This window comes from Pseudomonas sp. Tof1, assembly GCF_055390395.1.
Window position 1 is genome coordinate 227,994 of sequence record NZ_AP024344.1, and the last position, 22,290, is coordinate 250,283.

Here is a 22,290-nt window from a genome sequence, read left to right on the forward strand (position 1 = left end):
ACGGGGAGGTTGCCTGCGCCCGCGATGAGGGGGCGGGGCGGGCGACAATCATTCGGCCGTCGACGGCTTCTCCCACAAGTTGATCCCGCCTTCCCGGGCAAAGCGGTCGATCTCCGCCAGTTCCTCCTGGCTGAACGCCAGGTTCTGCAACGCCCCGACGTTCTCGACGATCTGCTCTGGCCGGCTCGCGCCGATCAGCGCCGAGGTCACCCGTGGATCACGCAGGGTCCAGGCCAGGGCCAGTTGCGCCACGCTCTGGCCGCGGCGCCTGGCGATTTCGCTGAGGGCGCGGACATGGGCGATGTTCTGCTCGGACAGGTGCGACTCGCGCAGCGAGCCACCGCCCGGACGGTTGATCCGCGCGTCCTGCGGAATGCCGTTGAGGTACTTGTCGGTCAGCAGCCCCTGGGCCAGCGGGGTGAAGGCGATCACGCCGGTACCCAGCTCCTCGACGGTGTCCAGCAGGTCCTTTTCCACCCAGCGGTTGAGCAGGTTGTAGGCCGGCTGGTGGATCAGCAGCGGGACTTTCCATTCCTTGAGCAGGGCCGCGATCTCGCGGGTTTTCACCCCGGAATACGACGAGATGCCGATGTACAGCGCCTTGCCCTGCTGCACGGCGGTGGCCAGGGCGCTGGCGGTTTCTTCCAGTGGCGTGTCCGGGTCGAAGCGGTGCGAGTAGAAGATATCCACATAGTCCAGGCCCAGGCGCTGCAGGCTCTGGTCGAGGCTGGCGAGCACGTATTTGCGCGATCCGCCGCCCTGGCCGTAGGGGCCGGGCCACATGTCCCAGCCGGCCTTGCTGGAGATGATCAGCTCGTCGCGGTACTGCCTGAAATCCTCGCGCAGCAGGCGGCCGAAGTTGATTTCGGCACTGCCGTAGGGCGGGCCGTAGTTGTTCGCCAGGTCGAAGTGGTTGATGCCCAGGTCGAAGGCGGTGCGCAGCAGGGCGCGCTGGGTGTCGATCGGCGTGCTGTCGCCGAAGTTGTGCCACAGCCCCAGGGACAGCGCCGGCAGCACCAGGCCGCTGCGCCCGACGCGGCGGTAGGGGATGGAGTCGTAGCGGTTTTCGGCAGCTTGATAAGTCATCGAATCCTCTCTCATTGCGCGGAAAATTTCACAGGGCAGCGCCCACTTCTATTGCGGTCCGGATCAACCAGCATACGCCTTGGACAGACCACACCTATCTCGGATTCGATCCGTGACTGAAACGTTTCATGTTTTTCCGGATTTCGGTCCGGGCGTGTCGTCGCTCGCGCAAATTTCCTGGCCGGCGAATTTCTGCCTGCTCCGAAAATTTGCGCTTGACTTTCAATTTTCCATGGTTGGGTAATTTTTGGTCAGTACAAGTTAGTACATACCTGCTTACTTTTGACCCTCCGGCGAAACTTCGTTTTTGCCCAGCAATCTATAGAAGATTCAAAAAGTTACAGTCAGTACAAGTACTACGTATTACGATATAGTACGATTTGGTGACTGATTTTGCTCAAAAAATGATCAGATCGTCGTCCGGCAGCGTTTTTCTGGCCTGCGGCCAGCCCTATAAAGGCTGTGCAAAGCGGTTTGCCGGCCGCTCCAACCCCAGGTGTTCACGCAACGTGGTGCCCTGGTACTCGCGGCGGAACAGCCCGCGGCGCTGCAGTTCCGGCACCACGTGGGTGGCGAAGTCCTCCAGCCCGCCCGGCAGGTGCGGTACCAGTACATTGAAGCCGTCCGCCGCGCCCTGTTCGAACCAGGCCTGCAACTCGTCGGCGATCCGTGTCGGTGTACCGACCAGGCTGTAGTGCCCACGGCCACCGGCGATGCGTCGGCCCAGTTGCGCCAGGGTCAGGTTTTCCGTGCCGGCCAGTTCGGTCAGCAGTTTCTGCCGGCTCTGCTGGCCGCTGTCGGTCAGCGGCAGCTCGGGCAACGGGCCGTCCAGTGGATAGCCCGACAGGTCGAAGTTGCCCAGCATGCGCCCGAGCAGGGCGACCCCGACCTGCGGCTCGACCAGTGCCTGGAACGCCTCGTGTTTCTCCCGGGCTTCGCTCTCGCTCTGGCCGACCACGACGAACACGCCCGGCATGATCTTCAGAGCCTCTGCCGAGCGGTTGGAGCGCGCCAGGCGGCCCTTGAGGTCAGCGTAGAACGCCTGGGCCCGGGCCAGGGAGGACTGCGCGGTGAACACCACTTCGGCGGTTTGCGCGGCCAGTTCCAGGCCGGTCTGCGACGAGCCGGCCTGGACGATCACCGGTTGGCCCTGGGGTGAGCGGGCGACGTTCAGCGGGCCGCGGACGCGGAAGTGTTCGCCCTGGTGATCGAGCACGTGCAGCTTGGCCGGGTCGTAGTACTGGCCGCTGGACTTGTCGCGGCTGAAGGCGTCGTCCTCCCAGCTGTCCCACAGGCCGGTGACCACTTGGTGGAACTCGCGGGCCCGCGCATAACGCTCTGCGTGACTGATGTGTTCGCTGCGGCCGAAATTCAGCGCTTCGGCGGCGGCGTCCGAGGTCACCAGGTTCCAGCCGGCGCGTCCGCCCGACAGGTGATCCAGCGAGGCGAACTTGCGGGCCACGTGGTACGGCTCGTTGTAGCTGGTGGTGGCGGTGGCGATCAGGCCGATGCGTTCGGTCACCGCGCTGAGTGCCGAGAGCAGGGTCAGCGGCTCGAAGTGATCCGAGCGGGCCATGCGGCTGGCGATTTCACCTTCGGCGGCGGCGACGCTGTCGGCCACGAACAGGGCGTCGAACTTCGCCGCCTCGGCGATGCGCGCCAACTGCTTGTAGTGGGCGAAGTCCAGGCCGGCGGTGGCCGGCACCTCCGGGTGACGCCAGGCGGCGACGTGGTGCCCGGTGGCCATCAGGAAGGCACCGAGTTTCAACTGGCGCGGAGTTTGGGTCATGGCAGGTTCCTTGGCGGTTGATTGAGGGTTGTGCACGCAACGGCTCAAAAATCCTTACGTACCTGGATACCGAAGTAGCGTTCGTCATCCCGTGGCACGGCCCGGTAGATGTAGTTGCCGCCACTGGCCAGCAACGGCGAGTAGGACTTGTCGGCGAGGTTTTTCCCCAGCAGCGCCACGCGCCAGCCCTGGTTGTAGTCGGCCAGGGCGATGCTCGCGTTCCAGATGCCGTAGGCGCCCTGTCTGGTGTCGACGTTCTGGGCGATGTCGTACTGCACTTCGCTCTGCCAACTGAAGTCGGTGCCCAGTTCCAGGTCCAGGCCGTTGTTCAGCGGCACGGTGTAGTCGCCACGCACATAGCTCTTCCAGTCCGGGCTGAACGGCAGCGGCTTGCCGTTGACGTTGCAACTGGCCGCCGCACCCGGCGGGCAGGAGAACTCGTCGATGCGTGCCTTGGTGTAGGCCAGGGCGCCGGAGAGCTTGAGGTTGCTGGTGGCCTGCAGCGCGTAGTCGGCTTCCACGCCTTCGGTGCTGACGCTGCCGGCGTTGATCAGGCGGGTCACCACCTGCCCGGCGACGGTGTCGAAGAAGTTCGCCTGGTAGTTGTCGTAGTCGCTGTGGAACACCGCCAGGTTGGTGGTCAGGCGGTTGTTCCAGCTGGTGGCCTTGATCCCGGCTTCCCAGGTGTTGGAGGTTTCCGGTTTCAGTGCGTTGGTGTCCCGCGGCTGCATGTTGAAGAAGACGTTGTAGGCCGGGCCCTTGTAGCCACGCGAGTAGGTCACGTAGCTGGTCACGCTGTCGCTCAGGTCGTACTGCACGCCGAGGCGCCCGGACCAGCCGTCCTCGTCCACCGAGCCATGGCTGCTGGTGGCCGGCTGGATGCCGCTGACCGTGGTCGCGGAAGTCGAGACGCGGCGGTGATCGTAGGACAGGTCGTCGTGGGTGTAGCGCAGGCCGGCGATCCCGCGGAAGGTCGGGGTGAAGTTCAGCGTGCTCTCGCCGAACACCGCGTAGCTGTCGCTGGTGGTGCTGTAGTCGGCCACGCCGCGGTTGACGCTGGTGGTCGTGGTCAGGGTGCGCTGGTAGGTCTCTTCGTCCTTGCCGTGCAGGTAGAACAGGCCACCGACGTACTCCAGGAACTGGCCCTTGGGCGAGGCCAGGCGAATTTCCTGGGAGTACTGGTTGAAGTCCAGCGCGCCGCGGTCGGCGGTGCCGGGGAAGGCCGCCGTGACGCTGCCGAGGCGATCGCCGTCCTGGTACTGGTGGTTGTTCCAGCCGCGCCAGGCGGTGATCGAGGTCAGGGTGTAGTCACCGAGGCTCCAGTCGAGCTGGGCGGACAGACCCTTGTTGATGTCGTCGACGTAGCTGCGGGTATCGGTGTTGATGTCGCGGTTGTCGGAGGACGGCCGCACCGGGTTCAGTGCGTTGGTGAAGGCCGGGCTCAGGGACTTGCTGACCACGCCGTTGGGCGCGTCGTCGTGGGACTGCATGTAGTCGGCGGCGAGGGTGAGTGTCACGTCCTCGTTGGGAGTGAACTCCAGCTTGCCGCGCACGCCCTTGTGGTTGTAGCCGTTGACTTCCTGGCCGTTGGCCTTGTTGTCGACGTTGCCGTCGTAGCTGCCGAACAGGGTGGTCAGCGAGCCCTTGAGGGTGTCGGGCACCAGGCTGCCACCGATGCCGAAGCGGGTGCGGCTTTCGTTGCCGCTGAAGTACGACTGGTCGATGTAGCCGTGGGTTTCGGCGGTCGGTGCCTTGGTGACCATGTTCAGCACACCGGCCGAAGCATTCTTGCCGAACAGCGTGCCCTGCGGGCCGCGCAGCACTTCGATGCGGTCGAGGTCGAGCAGGTCGAGGGTGGCCTGGCCGGGGCGGCTGTAGACCACGCCGTCGATCACCGTGGCCACGGTCGGCTCGACCCCGGGCGAGGTGGAAATGGTGCCCACGCCGCGGACGAACAGCGAGGTGTCCTTGTTCGACGCGCCGGTGCGGAAGTTCAGCGTCGGCACCTGTTGGACGATGCTGGAGACGCCGTTGCGACTGTCGCGTTCCAACTGCTCGCCATCGACCACCGAGACCGCCACCGGGACCTTTTGCAGCGATTCCTCGCGGCGGGTGGCGGTGACGGTGACCGCCTTGAGTGTCGGCTCCTGGTCGCTGCCGGTGTCGGCGGCGAATACCGCGGGCGACGGCAGTGCCGCCAACCCGGCCAGCAGCCAGGCCAGGTGTGGGCGCCGCGGCGTGGCGGCCTGGATCGCCCGTGCCAGTGTGTGTTGCTCCCCGAATCTGTTGTGCATGTGTTGCCCGCTCGAAAAATGACCCTGAACCGCCGTCGCTCTGCGTCGACAGCGCCTGATTTGTCTTGGGGCATTCGCTCGAGCGAGTAGCAGGCAGACAAAGCGTTTTGTTAGCGCTAACATCGCCAGTATCGGAAAGGTCGATATAGACCGTCCAATACTGAAAAATTACTTTTATATTCCTTTTGGTTTTCAATAAGGGTCGCATCCTTGACTGCTGACAAAGCGCCAAACCGCAAGCGCCGGGGGGCCGGGCGGGTCACCCTGAGCACGGTCGCCCAGGAGGCCGGGGTGTCGGCGATCACCGTCTCGCGCTACTTCAACAACCCCGAGCAGGTCTCGCCCGAGCGTCGCGAGCGGATCGCGGCGGTGGTCGAGCAGTTGGGCTATGTACCGAACCTGGTGGCCGGCGGGTTGGCCTCGGCCCGCGGGCGGATCGTCGCGATGGTGATTCCGAACATCTCCGGACCGATCTTCGCCAACACCATCCAGGGCTTCAGCGACACCCTCAATCGGCATGGCTATCAGTTGCTGCTGGCGTCGAGTTACTTCTCGGCGGAGCAGGAGGAAAGCGCGGTTCGGGCATTTCTCGGCTGGTCACCGGCGGCCCTGGTGCTGACCAGCCGCTTCCACAGTGCGGGCACCGAAAAGATGATCGCCGAGGCGGATATCCCGGTGGTCGAGACCTGGGACTACCAGCCGCAGCGCGGGCCGCTGCAGATCGGCTTTTCCCACCATGAAGTCGGGGTCAGCGCCGCCCGCTACCTGCATGGCAAGGGCTATCGGCGCATCGCCTTCGTGCAGAACAGCGCCCCCGGCGATTTCAGTGCGCTGGAGCGCCGCGACGGTTATGCGGCGACGGTGCGCGAGCTGGGACTGGAGCCCTGGGTGTTCGCGCCACAGGCCGGTCTGGCACCCTTCGAGGCCGGCAAGCAGGCGATGCAGGCGCTGATGAGCGGGGCGACCCGGCCCGACGCGATCATCTTCGCCAACGACAACCTGGCCGCCGGCGGCCAGTTGGCCGGGCAGCGCGCCGGGCTGAAGATCCCCGAGGATTGCGCGGTGCTGGGCTTTGGCGACTACCCGTTCGCCGAAATGCTCCTGCCGAGCCTGAGCACCATCAAGCCGCCGGCGCTGGACATCGGCGTGCTGGCGGCGACCCGGGTGCTGGAGAGCCTGGGCGTGTTGCCGGTGGATGAAGTACAGCGCCTGAACCTGCTCACCTGCCAGGTGATCGAGCGCGAGAGCGCCTGAGCCGCTGCCTCAGGCGGCGTCGGCGAAGAGTTCGCTGATCCAGTCGACGAACACCCGCACCCGCGGCGACATGTGCCGGTTCTGCGGGTAGAGCACCGACACCGGCATCGGCGGCGGCGGATGGTCCGGCAGCACTTCGCGCAGCAGGCCCTGTTCGATCTGTTCCGCCACCCGATAGTGCGGCACCTGGATCAGGCCGAGCCCGGCCACCGCCGAGGCCGCGTAGATTTCCGCACCGAACACCGAGACCCGGCCGGCCAGCGGCACTTCCCGTGGCTCGCCGTTTTCGATGAACTCGAAGGGGAACAGCTTGCCGGTGGCCCGCGACACGTAGTTCACCCCCTGGTGCCGGCTGAGGTCGGCCAGGTTGCGCGGCTCGCCGTGCCGGCGCAGATAGGCCGGGCTGGCGCAGGTCACCTGGCGCAGGTTGGCCACGCGCTTGCCGATCAGTGACGAGTCGCCGAGGTTGCCCGAGCGCAGCACACAGTCGACACCTTCGGCGATCAGGTCGATGAAGTGGCTGGCTTCGCTGATCGACACCTCGATCTCCGGGTAGCGTTCGAGGAATGCCGGCAGCGCCGGAATCACGAAATAGCGCGCCAGGGTGCCCTGCAGGTCGACCCGCAGGCGGCCCTTGGGCGCCACCGTACGGAAGGCCAGTTCGGCGTCTTCCAGCTGCGCCAGCAATTGCACGCAACGCGGGTAGTAGGCCTCGCCGTCGAGGGTCGGTCGCACGCGGCGGGTGTTGCGCTCCAGCAGCCGGGTACCGAGCCAGGCCTCGAACTGGTTGAGGGTGTGGGTCAGGGTGGCGCGTGGCAGGTTCAGGTCTTCGGCGGCCAGGGTGAAGCTGCTGCGTTCATAGATCCGTACAAAAACCTTCATTGCCCTGACCTGGTCCATGGCGGCTCCGCGACACTCGATTGTTGGTGATTGTTGAATAGTCAGGTCAACTATCGCGCATTTATCGCCCTGGATAAACATGTGAAATTGGCTTCACTTCAACGCACATCCCAGGAGATTCGACATGATTCAGCACTCCCGAAAAGTGGCCATCGTCACCGGCGCCTCGCGGGGTATCGGCGCGGTGATCGCCCGCCAGTTGGCCGCAGAGGGTTTTGCGGTAGCCATCAACTATGCGAGCAGCGCCAACGAGGCCTCGGCGCTGGTAGTGGAACTGCGCCAGGCCGGCCACTCGGCCATAGCGGTCAAGGCCGACGTGGGCAACTCTGCCGATGTCGCGCGGTTGTTCGATGAGGCCGAGTTGCAGTTGGGCAAGGTCGATGTGCTGGTCAACAACGCCGGCATCCTCAAGGTGCTGCCGCTGGCCGAGCACAGTGACGAGTTGTTCGAACAGACGTTCGCCATCAATACCCGCGGCACCTTCAACACCCTGCGCGAGGCGGCGAAGCGGATGAATGACGATGGGCGCATCGTCAACTTCTCCAGCAGTACCGTGGGGCTGAACCTGCCGGGGTACGCGGTGTACATCGCCAGCAAGGCGGCGGTGGAGTCGTTGACCCAGGTGTTCGCCAAGGAACTGCGTGGCCGGCGCATCACGGTGAATGCCGTGGCCCCGGGGCCGGTGGCGACCGAGTTGTTCCTGCAGGGCAAGAGCGAGGAGCAGATCCAGACCTTCGCGCGGATGCCGCCGCTGGAGCGCCTGGGCCAGCCGGAGGATATCGCCGAGGTGGTGTCGTTCCTGGTCGGCCCGGCGGCGGGCTGGGTCAACGGGCAGGTGCTGCGGGCCAATGGTGGGTTGGTCTGATCGTCCGCGCAGCTCCCGGGTGACCGACCGGTTCGCCGGCCGTTGCTTGGTGATGCGTGGGCCCCTCAGTGAAGGTTTGCCAGGATTGGAGCGCGATCATGCCGTCTGTATTTTCCCCGTTGTTCAATGGCCGTCTCGAACCTATCGCCTACAGCCTGCTGCGGCTGTGTTTCGGCATCATCATGGTGACCCATGGGGTGCCGAAGCTGCTGGGTGAGGCCCATGGCTCCATGGCTGATCCGCTGGCGGCCTCGGCCAACCTGATCGGCAATGTTCTGCATTTGCCGGCGGCGGACACCCTGGCGTTGCTGGTGGCGCTGCTCGAAGGGGTGGGCGGCGCCTTGCTGGCGTTGGGGCTGGGCACCCGCCTGCTGGCGGCGATGATGGCTGTGCAGATGGCGGTGATCAGCTACCTGCTGGGCCCGACCTGGCCGTGGATCGACCGGGGCATCGAGTACCCGGTGCTGATGTTGTTCCTGGCGGGCTACATTGTGTTCCGGGGGGCAGGACGCTATTCCCTGGATCACAGGCTGCACTGCCGGCGTTGAGACGACCACGATCGATCACGGCCTTCCCCGCGCGGGTATTGTCATGCACCCCGCGATCGCGTTCATCGTCGGTGTGCCGGCCATCGCCATGGCCCTGTCCATGCTGCCGGACAAGGCCTGGGCGCCTGGCGGGTCAACGTACCAGGTGCAGGAACTGCATGTGCCGTTCGTACTGGTCGAGGATATCGTTGATGATCTGCTCCTTGCTGTAGCCCATCAGGTCATAGTCCTGGCTGCCCTCGCTCAGGTGCACCTCGGCGCGGTAGTAGCGGCGGTTGCGCAGGTCCCGCGAACCCAGGCCACCCAGGGCGAAGGAGGGCGTGAAGTAGCCGCGCATCTGCACCTGGTAGACGAACGGGTGCAGGTCGCCATGGCCGATCTCCAGGCTCACGCTGTCGTTGGCCGGGTCGGGCTGGGTGAGCACGTTCAGGCCCTTCTCGACGAACACCGCGGTGACCTCTTCGATCGCCGGCCGTGCGGTCTGATCGAGGAAACGGTACACCTCGTCCCGCGATGGGAAGTGCACCGCCTGGCTCAGGCGCTGGCGCCAGCCGCCCCGGCCGCGACGTGCCTGCGAGACCGGCGCCAGCGAGTGCAGTTGGGCGATGCGTTTCTGCGACTCCAGGTAGAACGCCTTGTGCAGCCCCCACATCATCGACAGCAGGATCAGCGAGAACGGCAGCGAGGTCAGCACCACCGCCGATTTCAGCGCATCGATGCTGCCGGAGAACAGCAGCGCGCTGGTGATCAGCGCGGTCATCGCGCCCCAGAACACCCGCAGCCATTTCGGTCCGTCCTCGTCGGCATGGCCGCCACGGGCGGACAGCGTCGATAGCACCACGGTGCCGGAGTCGGCCGAGGTGACGAAGAACACGAAGCTGATGAACACCGTGACCGCGATCACCGTGCGGCTCCACGGGTAGGTTTCCAGCAGCAGGTACAGGGTGCGCGACGGATCGTCGATGGCCGACTGGCCGAGGGCGCTCATGCCGTGGTTGAGCACTTGCTCGATGGCGCTGTTGCCGAAGATCGACATCCACGCCAGGGTGAAGCCCAGCGGGATCAGCAGCACGCCGAAGACGAATTCGCGGATGGTCCGGCCGCGGGAAATCCGCGCGATGAACAGGCCCACGAACGGCGCCCAGGCAATCCACCAGGCCCAGTAGAATACGGTCCAGCCGCCGAGCCAGTCGCTGGGCTTGTCGTAGGCGTAGAGGTCGAAGCTCTTGGTCGGCAGCGCCCCGAGGTAGTCGCCGAGGTTCTGGATCAGGGTGTTGAGCAGGTGCTGGGTGGGCCCGGCGAACAGCACGAACAGCAGCAGCGCACAGGCCAGCAGCATGTTGATGTCGGACATCACCCGCACACCCTTGTCGACGCCGGCCACCGCGACGGCGATGGCCGCGCCCATCATCAGCACGATCAGCCCGACCTGGATCCACTGGGTATGCGAGATGCCGAACAGGTAGTCCAGCCCCGAGTTGAGGTGCAGCACGCCGAAGCCCATGTCGGCGCCGAGGCCGAACACCGTGGCGATGATGCCGAAGCCGTCCACCGCGTAGCCGATGGGGCCGTTGATGCGCTTGCCGATCAGCGGGTACAGCGCCGACCGCAGTGCCAGCGGCAGGTTGTGCCGGTAGGCGAAGTAGGCCAGGGCCATGCCGACGAAGGCGAACACGCCCCAGCCGTGCAGGCCCCAGTGCAGGAACAGGATCTGCATCGCCTGGCGCGCGGCGGCCGGCGTGCCCGCTTCGCCCTGGGGCGGCTGGAGCATGTGGGTGAGCGGCTCGGAGACGCAGAAGAAGAACAGGGTGATGCTGATCCCGGCGGCGAACAGCATGCCGGCCCAGGACAGGTAGCTGAACTCGGGTTCGTCGTGGTCGGCACCGAGCTTGATCCGGCCGTAGCCGGACAAGGCGGTGACCACCACGAAGACCAGGTACAGGGTCATCGCCAGCAGGTAGTACCAGCCGACCGTGTTGGCCGCCCAGTTCTGCGCGGCCAACAGCCACTGGCCGGCGGCTTCGGGCTGGCTGATGACCAGCAGGCCGAACAGCAGGATGAAGGTCGCGGCGAAGTAGAAAACGGGCGGGTTCATGCGGATCAGGCCGCTGGTTGCGGTCGTGGAGGTACTCATGCGGCGGGTACCTCGAAGGGGTGGCACGTGGCTGGATATTTCGGACTCAGCAAAGGCAGGCCTCCTGTTGTGAGCGGGCAGCGAGCTGCCGGTTTAACTTGAACGAGCATTCAAGTTAAACATGAATCGGGTGTCTGGGACCAATCGCAGGGCTCGACGGTATTGTTCTGACAGTGCCTTTCAGCAAAGGTTGTAGGTAGTGATCGGTGGATTGAGCGGCTTCATTTGGTGGGGGCTGGAGTCTGATCGTTCCCACGGTCCCCGTGAGATGCCTCACAGCACGCTCGCGTCCGCCCTGGTGACGCAGAGCGTCACGGGCTGCATTCCCACGCTGAGCGTGGGAACGATCGGCGAGGGCGTGAGAATGATCTGATCGTTCCCACGGTCCCCGTGGGAATGCCTCACAGGACGCTCCGCGTCCGCTCTGGTGATGCAGAGCGTCACGGGCTGCATTCCCACGCCGAGCGTGGGAACGATCGGCGTGGGGCGTGAGAATGATTGGAAAGCAAAAGGCCCGCTCGGAGGCGGGCCTTGTGGTTCCGGGTGGATTAACGGGCCGTCAGCGCCGCGTAGCTGTTCATCAGGTTGCGATAGTTCGGGATCCGCTGCGACAGCAGGTTGCCCAAGCCTTCGATATCGTTGCGCCAGTCGCGGTGCAGCTCACAGGCCACCGAGAACCAGTTCATCATCTGTGCGCCGGCCTGGGTCATGCGGTTCCAGGCAGCCTGCTGCACGGTGGTGTTGAAAGTGCCGGAAGCATCGGTCACCACGAACACATCGAAACCTTCAGCCAGCGCCGACAGCGTCGGGAACGCCACGCACACGTCGGTCACCACGCCAGCGATGATCAGCTGCTTGCGGCCGGTGGCCTTGATCGCCTTGACGAAATCCTCGTTGTCCCAGGCGTTGATCTGGCCGGGACGGGCGATGTACGGCGCATCCGGGAACATTTCCTTCAGCTCTGGAACCAGCGGGCCGTTCGGACCTTGCTCGAAGCTGGTGGTCAGCACGGTCGGCAGGTCGAAGAACTTGGCGAGGTCAGCCAACGCCAACACGTTGTTCTTGAACTCGTTCGGCGAGAAGTCCTGTACCAGGGAAATCAGGCCGGTCTGGTGGTCGACCAGCAGGACTACGGCGTCGTCTTTGTTCAGGCGGTTGTAGGTTGGCTTGCTCATGGGGGAATCCTTTTTCGTTTAAGTGGCTGGAAGCGGTGTCGTTCAACTTGTGACCAGATTAATGAGCCGCCGAAAAAGGAAAAAGCGGCTCAAATCGGTTTGACTGTCACTCAGGGATGGACAATTCAACACCGAACCTCGTGGGAGCGGGCTTGCCCGCGAAGCTTTGACGGCCTCAAGGACGCCTTCGCGGGCAAGCCCGCTCCCACAATGGTCTGTGTCAATCGCCCTCTCAGCGTTGGATTTCGCTCTCGTGCTGTTGCAGGTTCGCCTGGGTCAGGTTGCACCCGGCCGGCACGCTGCGGGTCAGCCAGACGTTGCCGCCGATGGTGGCGCCCTTGCCGATGGTGATGCGTCCCAGGATGGTCGCGCCGGCGTAGATCACCACGTCGTCCTCGACGATCGGGTGCCGCGGATGACCCTTCTGCAACTGGCCGTCCTCGTCCGCCGGGAAGCGCTTGGCGCCCAGGGTCACCGCCTGGTAGATGCGCACCCGCTCGCCGATGATCGCCGTCTCGCCGATCACCACGCCGGTGCCGTGGTCGATGAAGAAGCTGGGGCCGATCTGTGCGCCCGGGTGGATGTCGATACCGGTGGCCGAGTGGGCGATCTCCGAACTGATCCGCGCCAGCAGCGGCAGGCCGGCACGGTACAGGTGGTGCGCCAGGCGGTGGTGGATCACCGCGAGAATCCCCGGATAGCACAGCAGCACTTCGTCGACGCTGCGCGCCGCCGGGTCGCCGTGGTAGGCCGCCAGGACATCGGTATCGAGCAGCCGGCGCAGTTGCGGCAGGGCCATGGCGAAGTCCTGGATCAGCCGCAGGGCCTTGGCCTGCACCTCGGCATCGTCCCGGCCGTCATGCCGGGCGGCGTAGCGCAGTTCCAGCCGGGCCTGGGCCAGCAGCGCATTGAGGGCGGCGTCCAGGGTGTGGCCGACGTAGAAGTCCTCGCTTTCCTCGCGCAGGTCCACCGGCCCCAGGCGCATCGGGAACAGTGCCCCGCACAGGGCCTCGAGAATCTCGGCCATGGCCTGGCGCGACGGCAGTTCGCGCCCGCCCTGTTCATCGCTGACCCGCCCGTTGCGGGTACGCCACTCATCCCTGGCGCTGCGCAACTGGCTGACGATGGTCTGTAGTTGCCAATGGCTGGAACGCTCGCTCACGATCAAATCTCCGACCTGGCGGCCGGACAATCGGGCCACCTGAATGGCTTTCACTTTACGGCACGGCCCTGAACGGTAATTAAGAACGAATAGTGCTTTGCTAAGAACGTTTTGAAATAAGGCGTTCACGGTTGCCTGGGGAAAAGTGCCTGCCTATAGTCGAAACATTTCCTACCGTCAGTTCGGACTCATGATCAAACAACAGCTCGCCCGCTTCGACCGCCTGCCGCTTCTCGAGCAGGCCACGCCCCTGGAAAAACTCGAACGTCTGTCGGCATGGGCAGGCCGCGATATCTACATCAAGCGCGACGACCTGACCCCGCTGGCACTGGGTGGCAACAAGCTGCGCAAACTCGAATACCTGGCCGCCGATGCACTGGCGGCGGGGGCCGACACGCTGATCACCGCCGGGGCGATCCAGTCCAACCACGTGCGCCAGACCGCCGCCCTGGCGGCTCGCCTGGGGCTGGGCTGCGTGGCCTTGCTGGAAAACCCGATCGGTACCGGGGATGGCAACTACCTCGGCAACGGCAACCGCCTGCTGCTGGACCTGTTCGACGCGCGGGTCGAGTTGGTGGACAACCTGGACAACGCCGACGAGCAGTTGCAGGCCCTGGCCGAGCGCCTGCGCAGCAACGGCAAGAAGCCATACCTGGTGCCGATTGGCGGCTCCAACGCCCTGGGTGCGCTGGGCTACGTGCGTGCGGGCCTGGAGCTGGCGGCGCAGATCGAGGCCACGGGGCTGGAGTTCGCCGCGGTGGTGCTGGCTTCCGGCAGCGCCGGGACCCACAGTGGCCTGGCCCTGGGCCTGAGCGAGACCCTGCCGCAACTGCCGGTGATCGGCGTGACGGTCTCGCGCAGCGACGAGGCGCAGCGGCCGAAGGTGCAGGGGCTGGCCGAACGCACCGCCGAACTGCTGGAGGTGCCGTTGCCGGCCAGTTTCAAGGTGCAACTGTGGGACGAGTATTTCGCCCCGCGCTATGGCGAGCCGAATGCCGGGACCCTGGCGGCGGTGAGGCTGATGGCGAGCCAGGAAGGCATCCTGCTCGACCCGGTGTACACCGGCAAGGCGATGGCCGGGTTGCTCGATGGCATCGGTCTGCAGCGTTTCGACGAGGGGCCGATCATTTTCCTGCACACCGGCGGGGCGCCGGCGTTGTTTGCCTACGACGCGTCGTTTGCCTGACCTGTTCCGGACAGGGAGTCGGTGTTGCCTGGTTCGCGGATGAATCCGCGAACCAGGTACCGCAGTACGCCCTGCTTAACATCAAATTAGTTATAATTGGATTCTTTTATATTATTTAAAATTATAAAAGGAGCCGTTTATAGTTTCGCCTCAGGCGAATTTGCCACGAGACGCCAATACTGCTTTGAGGCAGGATGGCCGCTGGTAATAAAAGTGTCAGGTTTGCCTTCCTTTTCCCATAAAAAAACACACGGGGCTCTTCATGAATATTTCCGCGTTTCGCAAGCGTCTGCTGGTCGGCAGCCTGGGCTTGGTGCTGGGCGCAGGCCTGCTGGGCCAAGCCTTTGCCGGTGAGCAACTGGACAACATCAAGAAAGCCGGGGTGATCAAGGTCGGCCTGGAAGGCACCTACCCGCCTTTCAGCTTCCAGGACGAAAACGGCAAGCTGGCCGGTTTCGAGGTCGAGTTCTCCGAAGCCCTGGCGAAGAAGCTGGGCGTGAAGGTCGACCTGCAGCCGACCAAGTGGGACGGCATTCTCGCTGCCCTGGAGTCCAAGCGCCTGGACGCGGTGATCAACCAGGTGACCATCTCCGAGGAGCGCAAGAAGAAGTACGACTTCTCCGAGCCGTACACCGTCTCCGGGATCCAGGCCCTGGTGCAGAAGAAGGACGCCAGCAAGTTCAAGACCGCCGCCGATCTGGCTGACCACAAGGTCGGCGTCGGCCTGGGCACCAACTACGAGCAGTGGCTCAAGGACAACGTACCGAAGGCCATCATCAAGACCTACGACGACGATCCGACCAAGTACCAGGACCTGCGCATCGGCCGCATCGACGCGATCCTGGTGGACCGCCTGGCCGCCTTCGAGCTGATCAAGAAAACCAACGACACCCTGGCCGTTTCCGGCGAACCGTTCTCCCGCCAGGAAGCCGGCGTCGCGCTGCGCAAAGGTGAGCCCGAGCTGCTGGCCGCGGTGAACAAGGCGATCGATGAACTGCGCGCCGACGGTACCCTGAAGAAGCTGTCGCAGAAGTACTTCGATGCTGACGTGACCAAATGATCGGGCTGAACCCACAACTTGTCCTGGACTCGGCCCCTTACCTGCTCAAGGGGCTGTACTACACCGTTGTCCTGAGTGTCGGCGGCCTGTTCTTCGGGTTCCTGTTGGGGTTCGTGCTGGTCCTGATGCGCATGTCGCGCATCGGGGTGGTGAACTGGACGGCACGTATCTACGTGTCGTTCTTTCGCGGCACGCCCTTGCTGGTGCAGTTGTTCTGGATCTATTTCGGCATGCCGCAACTGGGGGTCGAACTGGACCCGATTCCGGCCGGCCTGCTGGGCCTGTCGCTGAACCTGGCGGCCTACACCTGCGAGATCCTGCGTTCGGCGATCGGCGCGATCGACCGTGGGCAATGGGAGGCGGCCGCCAGTATCGGCATGACCCGCGCCCAGACCCTGCGCCGGGCGATCCTGCCGCAGGCCGCGCGCACGGCCCTGCCGCCGCTGGGCAACAGCTTCATCTCGCTGGTCAAGGACACCTCGCTGGTGGCGACCATCCAGGTACCCGAGCTGTTCCGCCAGGCACAGCTGATCAGTGCCAGGACCTTCGAAATCTTCACCATGTATCTTGCCGCCGCCCTGATCTACTGGCTGCTTTCCAGCGTGCTCGCGCACCTGCAGGGCAAGCTGGAGGCACGGGTCAATCGGCATGACCAGGAGTCCTGACAGCATGATCGTGGTTGAAAAACTGACCAAGCAATTCAATGGCCAGAGCGTGCTCAAGGGCATCGACCTGACGGTCGAGGCCGGCGAGGTGGTGGCGATCATCGGCCCCAGCGGTTCCGGCAAGACCACCTTCCTGCGTTGCCTGAATTTCCTCGAGGAACCTTCCAGTGGCCGGATCCAGGTGGGCGAGATCGAGATCGACGGCAGCCGCCCGTTGAGCCAGCAGCAGAACCTGATCCGCAAGCTGCGCCAGCAGGTGGGGTTCGTGTTCCAGAACTTCAACCTGTTCCCCCATCGCACGGCGCTGGAGAACGTCATCGAAGGCCCGATCGTGGTCAAGAAGACCCCGCGCGACCAGGCCGTGGCCCTGGGCCGCAAGCTGCTGGCCAAGGTGGGCCTGGCGGGCAAGGAAGAGTCCTATCCACGGCGGCTGTCCGGCGGTCAGCAACAGCGCGTGGCGATTGCCCGGGCGCTGGCGATGGAGCCCGAGGTGATCCTCTTCGACGAACCGACTTCGGCCCTCGACCCGGAACTGGTGGGTGAAGTGCTGGCGACCATTCGCGGGTTGGCGGAAGAAAAACGCACCATGGTCATCGTCACTCACGAGATGAGTTTCGCGCGCGACGTGGCCAACCGGGTGATCTTTTTCGACAAGGGCGTGATTGTCGAACAGGGTGAAGCCAAGGCGCTGTTTGCCAATCCGAAAGAAGAACGTACCCGGCAGTTCCTCAGTAAGTTTCTGGGTGATGCGTAGGACGGTTCTTTAGTTTAAATAACGTACTCAGGGAATGAGTACGCTATTCAATGAGTAACTCTCTCGATAGTTACGGGTCATCTTCTTTTATTACCTGGCGACTGTTTCAAATGATCCCCCTTTCCTCCAAATAAAACTGCCGAGAGCCCCTGAATAGAGGCGCAAAGTAGGACTCGTCCGAATAACAGGGCGATCGGAATCATTGTCGATCAAGGTCTTGACACTTGCCCGGCAAAACTCTTAGCTGACTTCCTGCTGGTGTGGCGTTATCTGCATTGCCCGCCTGTTCGGGGGTGTCTGCGTGATGCCCGCGCCATAACATTTCGGCTGTAAGGATGCGGCGAAAGAAGCACTGGCCCGGCTTTGCGAACGGACCCGGCCGCTTCTTTAAAGTTGAACTTATCGACAACTTATAAAAAGGACGATTTCATGAACGATTCTCTCGAGCACTCCCGACTCGCGCTGCCCGTGGTGCCCCAGGCGCACCGGCGGGGCATCGGCCGCCTGGCCGCCGAGCAATTGTCGGTGTGCATCCCGGCCTATCCGGGCATGGACGAGGGCGACCTGCTCGAGCTGTTCTGGGACGGTTGTTATGTGACGTCCCGGCAGATCCAGGCGGGCGAGCAGGGCCAGCCGGTCAGCCTGCGGGTGCCGCAGAGTTTCGTCCTCGACGGTGTGGCGCGGATTCACTACCGGCTCATGCGCATTGGCCGTATGGCGCAGACTTCCCCGCCACTCAAGTTGCCGGTCAAGCTGAGTTGCCCCGGTGGCCTGCCGATCGGCGAGGAGAACCAGGGCCTGGCGCCGCCGATCATTCCTTCGCCGATCCGCCGCTACGGGGTCAACCCGAACCAGATGAAGCGCGGCGTGCCGCTGACCCTGGAGCCTTATCCGAACATGGCCGCCGAGGATGAAATCACCCTGCTCTGGGGCGATGTACGCTTCGACCTGCCCAAGCTGACGCCCGCGGATATCGGCAAGCCGGTCACGGTGTTCGTGCCGGCCGCGGTGATCCTCGAAGCCGGCGAGGACCGCGGGCTGGACATCACCTACTGCGTGATCGACCGGGTCGGCAACAATTCCCGCTGGGCGCCGCCACGGCGCCTGCGCGTGGGTGCCGCGCGGCATTTCGTCCGGCCCGTTGCCCCCGGCTTTTCCCGCGCCGCCCAACGCCGCCGGGAGTGAGCGACGGACCTTCTATGCATATTCCTAAAGGTTAGTTCATTTAATTTTTATACGCGTTTAGGGTATATGAACCGGACCACCGGACCCGTTTGATTTCGTCGGTATCGCTTTCGCGGTGCCTCTTGAGAGAGATGAGGTAGGTATGGTCAGGAACACAATCACCCTTGTGCGGATCGCCGGGGCATTGCGCACGCCACGGAGTGGCGCTGATGTCTAACTTGAACGACGCACAGGTCCACAGCGATCAGGACATCGCGCCGCTGCTGCTGCCGGCGCGGGTACTGCGCAACGACGCCGAAGCTCTGCAGGCCGCCCATGAGCTGGCCGAGGTCGCCCGGCTGCACGCCGCCCGGCGCGACCAGCAGCGCAAGCTGCCCTGGGCCGAAATCGAGCAGTTCACCCGCAGCGGCCTGGGCAGTATCACCATCCCCCGCGAATACGGTGGCCCGCAGGTGTCCTTCGTCACCGTGGCCGAGGTGTTCGCGATCATTTCCGCCGCCGATCCGGCCCTGGGACAGATCCCGCAGAACCAGTTCGGCATTCTCCAGGCGCTGCTCGGCACGGCCACCGAGCGGCAGAAGAAGCAACTGTTCCAGAGCGTGCTCGACGGCTGGCGGATCGGTAATGCCGGCCCCGAGCGCGGCACCCGCAACACCCTGGAGATCAGGACCCGCATCAGTGCCGACGGTGACGGCTTCGTCATCAGCGGGCAGAAGTTCTATTCCACCGGCGCCCTGTTCGCCCACTGGGTGGCGGTCAAGGCCCTCGACGATGAAGGCCGCCAGGTCATGGCCTTCGTCCGCCGTGGCACCCCGGGCCTGCGGGTGGTCGATGACTGGTCCGGGTTCGGCCAGCGCACCACCGCCAGCGGCACCGTGTTGCTGAACAACGTGCGGGTCGAAGCGGAGAACGTCGTCGAGAACTGGCGCCAGGGCGCCACCCCCAACATCCAGGGCGCCGTCTCGCAACTGATCCAGGCGGCCATCGACGCCGGGATCGCCCGCGCGGCCATCGACGACAGCATCGCCTTCGTCCGCGAGCGGTCGCGGCCGTGGGTCGATGCCAAGGTCGAGCGGGCCAGCGACGACCTGTATGTCATTGCCGATATCGGCAAGCTGAAAATCGAATTGCATGCCGCCGAGGCGCTGTTGCGCAAGGCCGGGCAGGTGCTGGACCGGATCAGTGCCGGGCCGGTGGACGCCGACGCCGCGGCGCGGGCCTCGATTGCCGTGGCCGAGGCCAAGGTGCTGACCACCGAGATCTCCCTGCTGGCCAGCGAAAAGCTGTTCGAACTGGCCGGCAGCCGCGCCACCCTGGCCGAGTTCAACCTCGACCGGCACTGGCGCAACGCCCGGGTGCACACCCTGCACGACCCGGTGCGCTGGAAGTATCACGCGGTCGGTGCCTACCGCCTCAACGGCACCTTGCCGGCCCGCCATTCCTGGATCTGACCAGACCTCTGGAGACACCCATGTCACAGTTTTCCCCACGCGTCGCGGTCATTTCCAGCGACGAGCAAGCTTTGATCGTCGCCAGCGACCTGGCCGAGGATTTCAAGCGCGACAGCCAACTGCGCGACCGTGAACGGCGCCTGCCGCTGCCCGAGCTGGAGGTGTTTTCCCGCTCCGGCCTGTGGGGCATCAGTGTGCCTAAGGAATACGGGGGCGCCGGGGTATCGAACGTCACCCTGGCCAAGGTCACGCAACTGATCGCCGAGGCCGACGCCTCCCTCGGGCAGATTCCGCAGAACCATTTCTATGCCCTGGAAGTGCTTCGGGTGAACGGCAGCGAGGCGCAGAAGCGCCGGCTGTATGCCGAAGTCCTGGCCGGTCGCCGCTTCGGCAATGCGCTGGCCGAGCTGGGGACCAAGACCGCCCACGACCGGGTGACCCACCTGCGCCGCGAGGGCGAGGGTTATCGCATCAACGGCCGCAAGTTCTATTCCACCGGTTCGCTCTATGCCCAGCGCATTCCCACCTCGGTGGTCGACGAGCAGGGCGTGCAGCAATTGGCCTTCGTCCCGCGGGACAGCGCCGGGCTGACGGTGATCGACGACTGGACCGGTTTCGGCCAGCGCACCACCGGCAGCGGCTCGGTGGTGTTCGAGGACGTGTTCGTCGCCGCCGAGGACGTGATCCCGTTCCAGAGCGCGTTCGAGCGGCCGACGCCGGTCGGGCCGCTGGCGCAGATCCTCCATGCGGCCATCGACACCGGGATTGCCCGGGCGGCCTACGAGGACACCCTGCATTTCGTCCGTACCCGCACCCGGCCCTGGATCGATTCGGGTATCGAAAAAGCTGTCGACGACCCGCTGACCCTCAAGAGCATCGGCCACCTGAGCATCCGCCTGAGTGCCACCGAAGCCTTGCTGGAGCGTGCCGGCGAATGGCTCGACCGCGCCCAGGCCGAACCGAATGCCGACAGCGTGGCGGCGGCCTCGATCGCCGTTGCCGAGGTCCGGGCGATCAGTACCGAAATCTCCCTGGCCGCCGGCAGCACCCTGTTCGAACTGGCGGGCAGCCAGGCGACCCTGGCCGAGCACGGCCTCGACCGCCACTGGCGCAATGCCCGGGTGCACACCCTGCACGACCCGGTGCGCTGGAAGTACCACGCGGTGGGCAACTACTACCTCAACGAGGAAAACCCGCCGCTGCGGGGGACCATCTGATGAGTCGGCCTTTGGAAACGAAAAAGAAGATCCTGCTCAATGCCTTCAACATGAACTGCATCGGGCATATCAACCACGGCCTGTGGACGCATCCACGGGACCAGTCGACCCGCTACAAGACGCTCGAATACTGGACCGAGCTGGCGCAGTTGCTCGAGCGCGGGCTGTTCGACGGACTGTTCATCGCCGATATCGTCGGGGTCTACGACGTCTACCAGCAGTCGGTGGACGTGCCGCTGCGCGAGTCGATCCAACTGCCGGTCAACGACCCGCTGCTGCTGGTATCGGCCATGGCCGCAGTGACGAAAAACCTCGGCTTCGGCCTGACGGCCAACCTGACCTACGAGGCGCCGTACCTGTTCGCCCGCCGACTGTCGACCCTCGACCACCTGAGCCGCGGCCGGGTCGGCTGGAACATCGTCACCGGCTACCTCGACAGCGCCGCCAAGGCCATGGGCCTGGATGCCCAGGCCGAGCACGACCGTCGCTACGACCAGGCCGACGAATACCTGGAGGTGCTCTACAAGCTGCTCGAAGGCAGTTGGGAGAACGACGCGGTGATCAACGACCCGGTGCGGCGGGTGTATGCCGAGCCGGACAAGGTCCACAAGGTACGGCACAAGGGCGAGTTCTACCAGGTCGAGGGCTATCACCTCTGCGAGCCGTCGCCGCAGCGCACGCCGGTGCTGTTCCAGGCGGGCAGCTCCGAGCGCGGCCTGCTGTTCGCCGGGCGACATGCCGAATGCGTGTTCATCAGCGGGCAGAACAAGGCCGCGACCAGGGCCCAGGTGGACAAGGTCCGTGCCAGTGCCGAAGCGGCGGGGCGTGACGGGCAGGCGATCAAGGTGTTCATGGGGATCAATGTGATCGTCGCTGAAACCGAGGAGGCGGCCTGGGCCAAGCATGCCGAGTACCTTGGCTACGCCAGTGCGGAAGCCGGAGTGGCGCATTTCTCGGCGTCCACCGGCATCGACTTTGCCGAGTACGAACTGGACGAGCCGATCCGCTACGTGAAGAGCAACGCGATCCAGTCGGCGACCCGCAACCTGCAGAACAACGACTGGACCCGGCGCAAGTTGCTGGCACAGCACGCCCTGGGCGGGCGCTACGTGACGGTGGTCGGTTCGCCGACCCAGGTGGCCGACGAACTGGAATCGTGGATTGCCGAGACCGGCCTGGACGGTTTCAACCTGACCCGCATCGTCACCCCGGAAAGCTACGAGGACTTCATCGACCTGGTGATTCCCGAGTTGCAGCGACGCGGCTCGTACAAGACCGCGTATGAGCAGGGGACCTTGCGCGAGAAACTGTTCGGGGAGGAGGCACATCTGCCGCCGGCGCATGCCGGATCAGCTTATCGCCGGGCCTCGCTATCGCCTGGCGCCATCGAAAAAACACCGCAGTCCCCGCTGTCGACTGGCGCCATCGAAAAACAAACGCTGGCCCTGTAGGAGCCGGGTTTGCCCGCGAAGGCGTCCTCAAGGGCGCTAAAAGCTTCGCGGGCAAGCCACGCTCCTACAAGGTTGGTGCGAATCCTACAGACGATTATCGACTGGAAATCGATC

General features: G+C 64.6%; 18 protein-coding genes. 11 read left to right on the forward strand and 7 right to left on the reverse strand.

Features of this window, described 5'->3' with window-relative positions:
• Nucleotides 1-48: 48 nt before the first annotated feature.
• From mgrA to ACZ5KU_RS01015, 3 genes are all read right to left on the reverse strand, one after another.
• The gene (gene mgrA / locus ACZ5KU_RS01005; protein WP_054060583.1) at nt 49-1,086 is read right to left on the reverse strand and encodes an L-glyceraldehyde 3-phosphate reductase; all 1,038 of its coding nucleotides are present in this window, start codon (nt 1,084-1,086) and stop codon (nt 49-51) included.
• A gap of 451 nt (nt 1,087-1,537) precedes the next feature.
• Complete coding sequence (locus tag ACZ5KU_RS01010) at nt 1,538-2,875, reverse strand: LLM class flavin-dependent oxidoreductase (protein ID WP_464736735.1); 1,338 nt, start codon at nt 2,873-2,875, stop codon at nt 1,538-1,540.
• Nucleotides 2,876-2,919: 44 nt separating this feature from the next.
• Nucleotides 2,920-5,169, reverse strand: coding sequence for a TonB-dependent receptor (locus tag ACZ5KU_RS01015; protein WP_464736736.1), 2,250 nt, complete (start codon nt 5,167-5,169; stop codon nt 2,920-2,922).
• A gap of 210 nt (nt 5,170-5,379) precedes the next feature.
• Between ACZ5KU_RS01015 and ACZ5KU_RS01020 the strand changes: the two genes are divergently transcribed.
• Nucleotides 5,380-6,423, forward strand: coding sequence for a LacI family DNA-binding transcriptional regulator (locus ACZ5KU_RS01020; RefSeq protein WP_054060580.1), 1,044 nt, complete (start codon nt 5,380-5,382; stop codon nt 6,421-6,423).
• A gap of 9 nt (nt 6,424-6,432) precedes the next feature.
• On the opposite strand, the gene ACZ5KU_RS01025 is transcribed toward ACZ5KU_RS01020, so the two are convergent.
• A complete protein-coding gene (locus ACZ5KU_RS01025; protein WP_054060579.1) occupies nt 6,433-7,323 on the reverse strand; it encodes a LysR family transcriptional regulator in 891 nt (296 codons plus the stop codon).
• 124 nt (nt 7,324-7,447) lie between these two features.
• Between ACZ5KU_RS01025 and ACZ5KU_RS01030 the strand changes: the two genes are divergently transcribed.
• Together ACZ5KU_RS01030 and ACZ5KU_RS01035 are read left to right on the forward strand one after the other, a co-directional pair.
• On the forward strand, nt 7,448-8,188 hold the full coding sequence (locus ACZ5KU_RS01030; RefSeq protein ID WP_464736737.1) for an SDR family oxidoreductase: 741 nt from the start codon (nt 7,448-7,450) through the stop codon (nt 8,186-8,188).
• Between the two features lie 98 nt (nt 8,189-8,286).
• Nucleotides 8,287-8,736 (forward strand): DoxX family protein, encoded by a 450-nt coding sequence (locus ACZ5KU_RS01035; protein ID WP_054060577.1) that lies wholly within the window; start codon nt 8,287-8,289, stop codon nt 8,734-8,736.
• Nucleotides 8,737-8,869: 133 nt separating this feature from the next.
• Here the strand turns inward: ACZ5KU_RS01035 and betT are convergent, their stop codons facing one another.
• The 3 genes from betT to epsC all read right to left on the reverse strand — a co-directional run bounded on the left by betT (nt 8,870) and on the right by epsC (nt 13,207).
• Entirely contained in the window at nt 8,870-10,831 is a 1,962-nt protein-coding gene (betT, locus tag ACZ5KU_RS01040; protein ID WP_193394191.1) for a choline transporter BetT, read from the reverse strand.
• A gap of 587 nt (nt 10,832-11,418) precedes the next feature.
• Complete coding sequence (gene ycaC, locus ACZ5KU_RS01045) at nt 11,419-12,045, reverse strand: isochorismate family cysteine hydrolase YcaC (RefSeq protein ID WP_186689363.1); 627 nt, start codon at nt 12,043-12,045, stop codon at nt 11,419-11,421.
• 232 nt (nt 12,046-12,277) lie between these two features.
• Nucleotides 12,278-13,207, reverse strand: a complete 930-nt coding sequence (gene epsC, locus ACZ5KU_RS01050; RefSeq protein ID WP_054062201.1) for a serine O-acetyltransferase EpsC — start codon at nt 13,205-13,207, stop codon at nt 12,278-12,280.
• A gap of 190 nt (nt 13,208-13,397) precedes the next feature.
• On the opposite strand from epsC, the gene ACZ5KU_RS01055 reads away from it, so the two are divergent.
• The 8 genes from ACZ5KU_RS01055 (at nt 13,398) to ACZ5KU_RS01090 (ending at nt 22,176) form a co-directional block, all read left to right on the forward strand.
• On the forward strand, nt 13,398-14,393 hold the full coding sequence (locus ACZ5KU_RS01055; RefSeq protein WP_273826357.1) for a D-cysteine desulfhydrase: 996 nt from the start codon (nt 13,398-13,400) through the stop codon (nt 14,391-14,393).
• 262 nt (nt 14,394-14,655) lie between these two features.
• Complete coding sequence (tcyJ, locus tag ACZ5KU_RS01060; RefSeq protein WP_054061999.1) at nt 14,656-15,453, forward strand: cystine ABC transporter substrate-binding protein; 798 nt, start codon at nt 14,656-14,658, stop codon at nt 15,451-15,453.
• The gene (tcyL, locus tag ACZ5KU_RS01065) at nt 15,450-16,118 is read left to right on the forward strand and encodes a cystine ABC transporter permease (protein ID WP_054061468.1); all 669 of its coding nucleotides are present in this window, start codon (nt 15,450-15,452) and stop codon (nt 16,116-16,118) included. The genes tcyJ and tcyL overlap by 4 nt, the downstream gene beginning before the upstream one ends.
• A 4-nt stretch (nt 16,119-16,122) precedes the next feature.
• Nucleotides 16,123-16,872, forward strand: coding sequence for an L-cystine ABC transporter ATP-binding protein TcyN (tcyN, locus tag ACZ5KU_RS01070; RefSeq protein ID WP_054061469.1), 750 nt, complete (start codon nt 16,123-16,125; stop codon nt 16,870-16,872).
• 429 nt (nt 16,873-17,301) lie between these two features.
• Nucleotides 17,302-18,057: a hypothetical protein gene (locus tag ACZ5KU_RS01075; RefSeq protein ID WP_054062000.1), complete on the forward strand. Its 756-nt coding sequence runs from the start codon at nt 17,302-17,304 to the stop codon at nt 18,055-18,057.
• A gap of 209 nt (nt 18,058-18,266) precedes the next feature.
• A complete protein-coding gene (locus tag ACZ5KU_RS01080; protein WP_273826359.1) occupies nt 18,267-19,508 on the forward strand; it encodes an SfnB family sulfur acquisition oxidoreductase in 1,242 nt (413 codons plus the stop codon).
• Between the two features lie 20 nt (nt 19,509-19,528).
• Nucleotides 19,529-20,725, forward strand: coding sequence for an SfnB family sulfur acquisition oxidoreductase (locus ACZ5KU_RS01085; protein ID WP_054060195.1), 1,197 nt, complete (start codon nt 19,529-19,531; stop codon nt 20,723-20,725).
• Entirely contained in the window at nt 20,725-22,176 is a 1,452-nt protein-coding gene (locus ACZ5KU_RS01090; RefSeq protein WP_464736738.1) for an LLM class flavin-dependent oxidoreductase, read from the forward strand. Before ACZ5KU_RS01085 ends, ACZ5KU_RS01090 begins: the two co-directional genes overlap by 1 nt.
• The last annotated feature ends 114 nt before the right edge of the window (nt 22,177-22,290 follow it).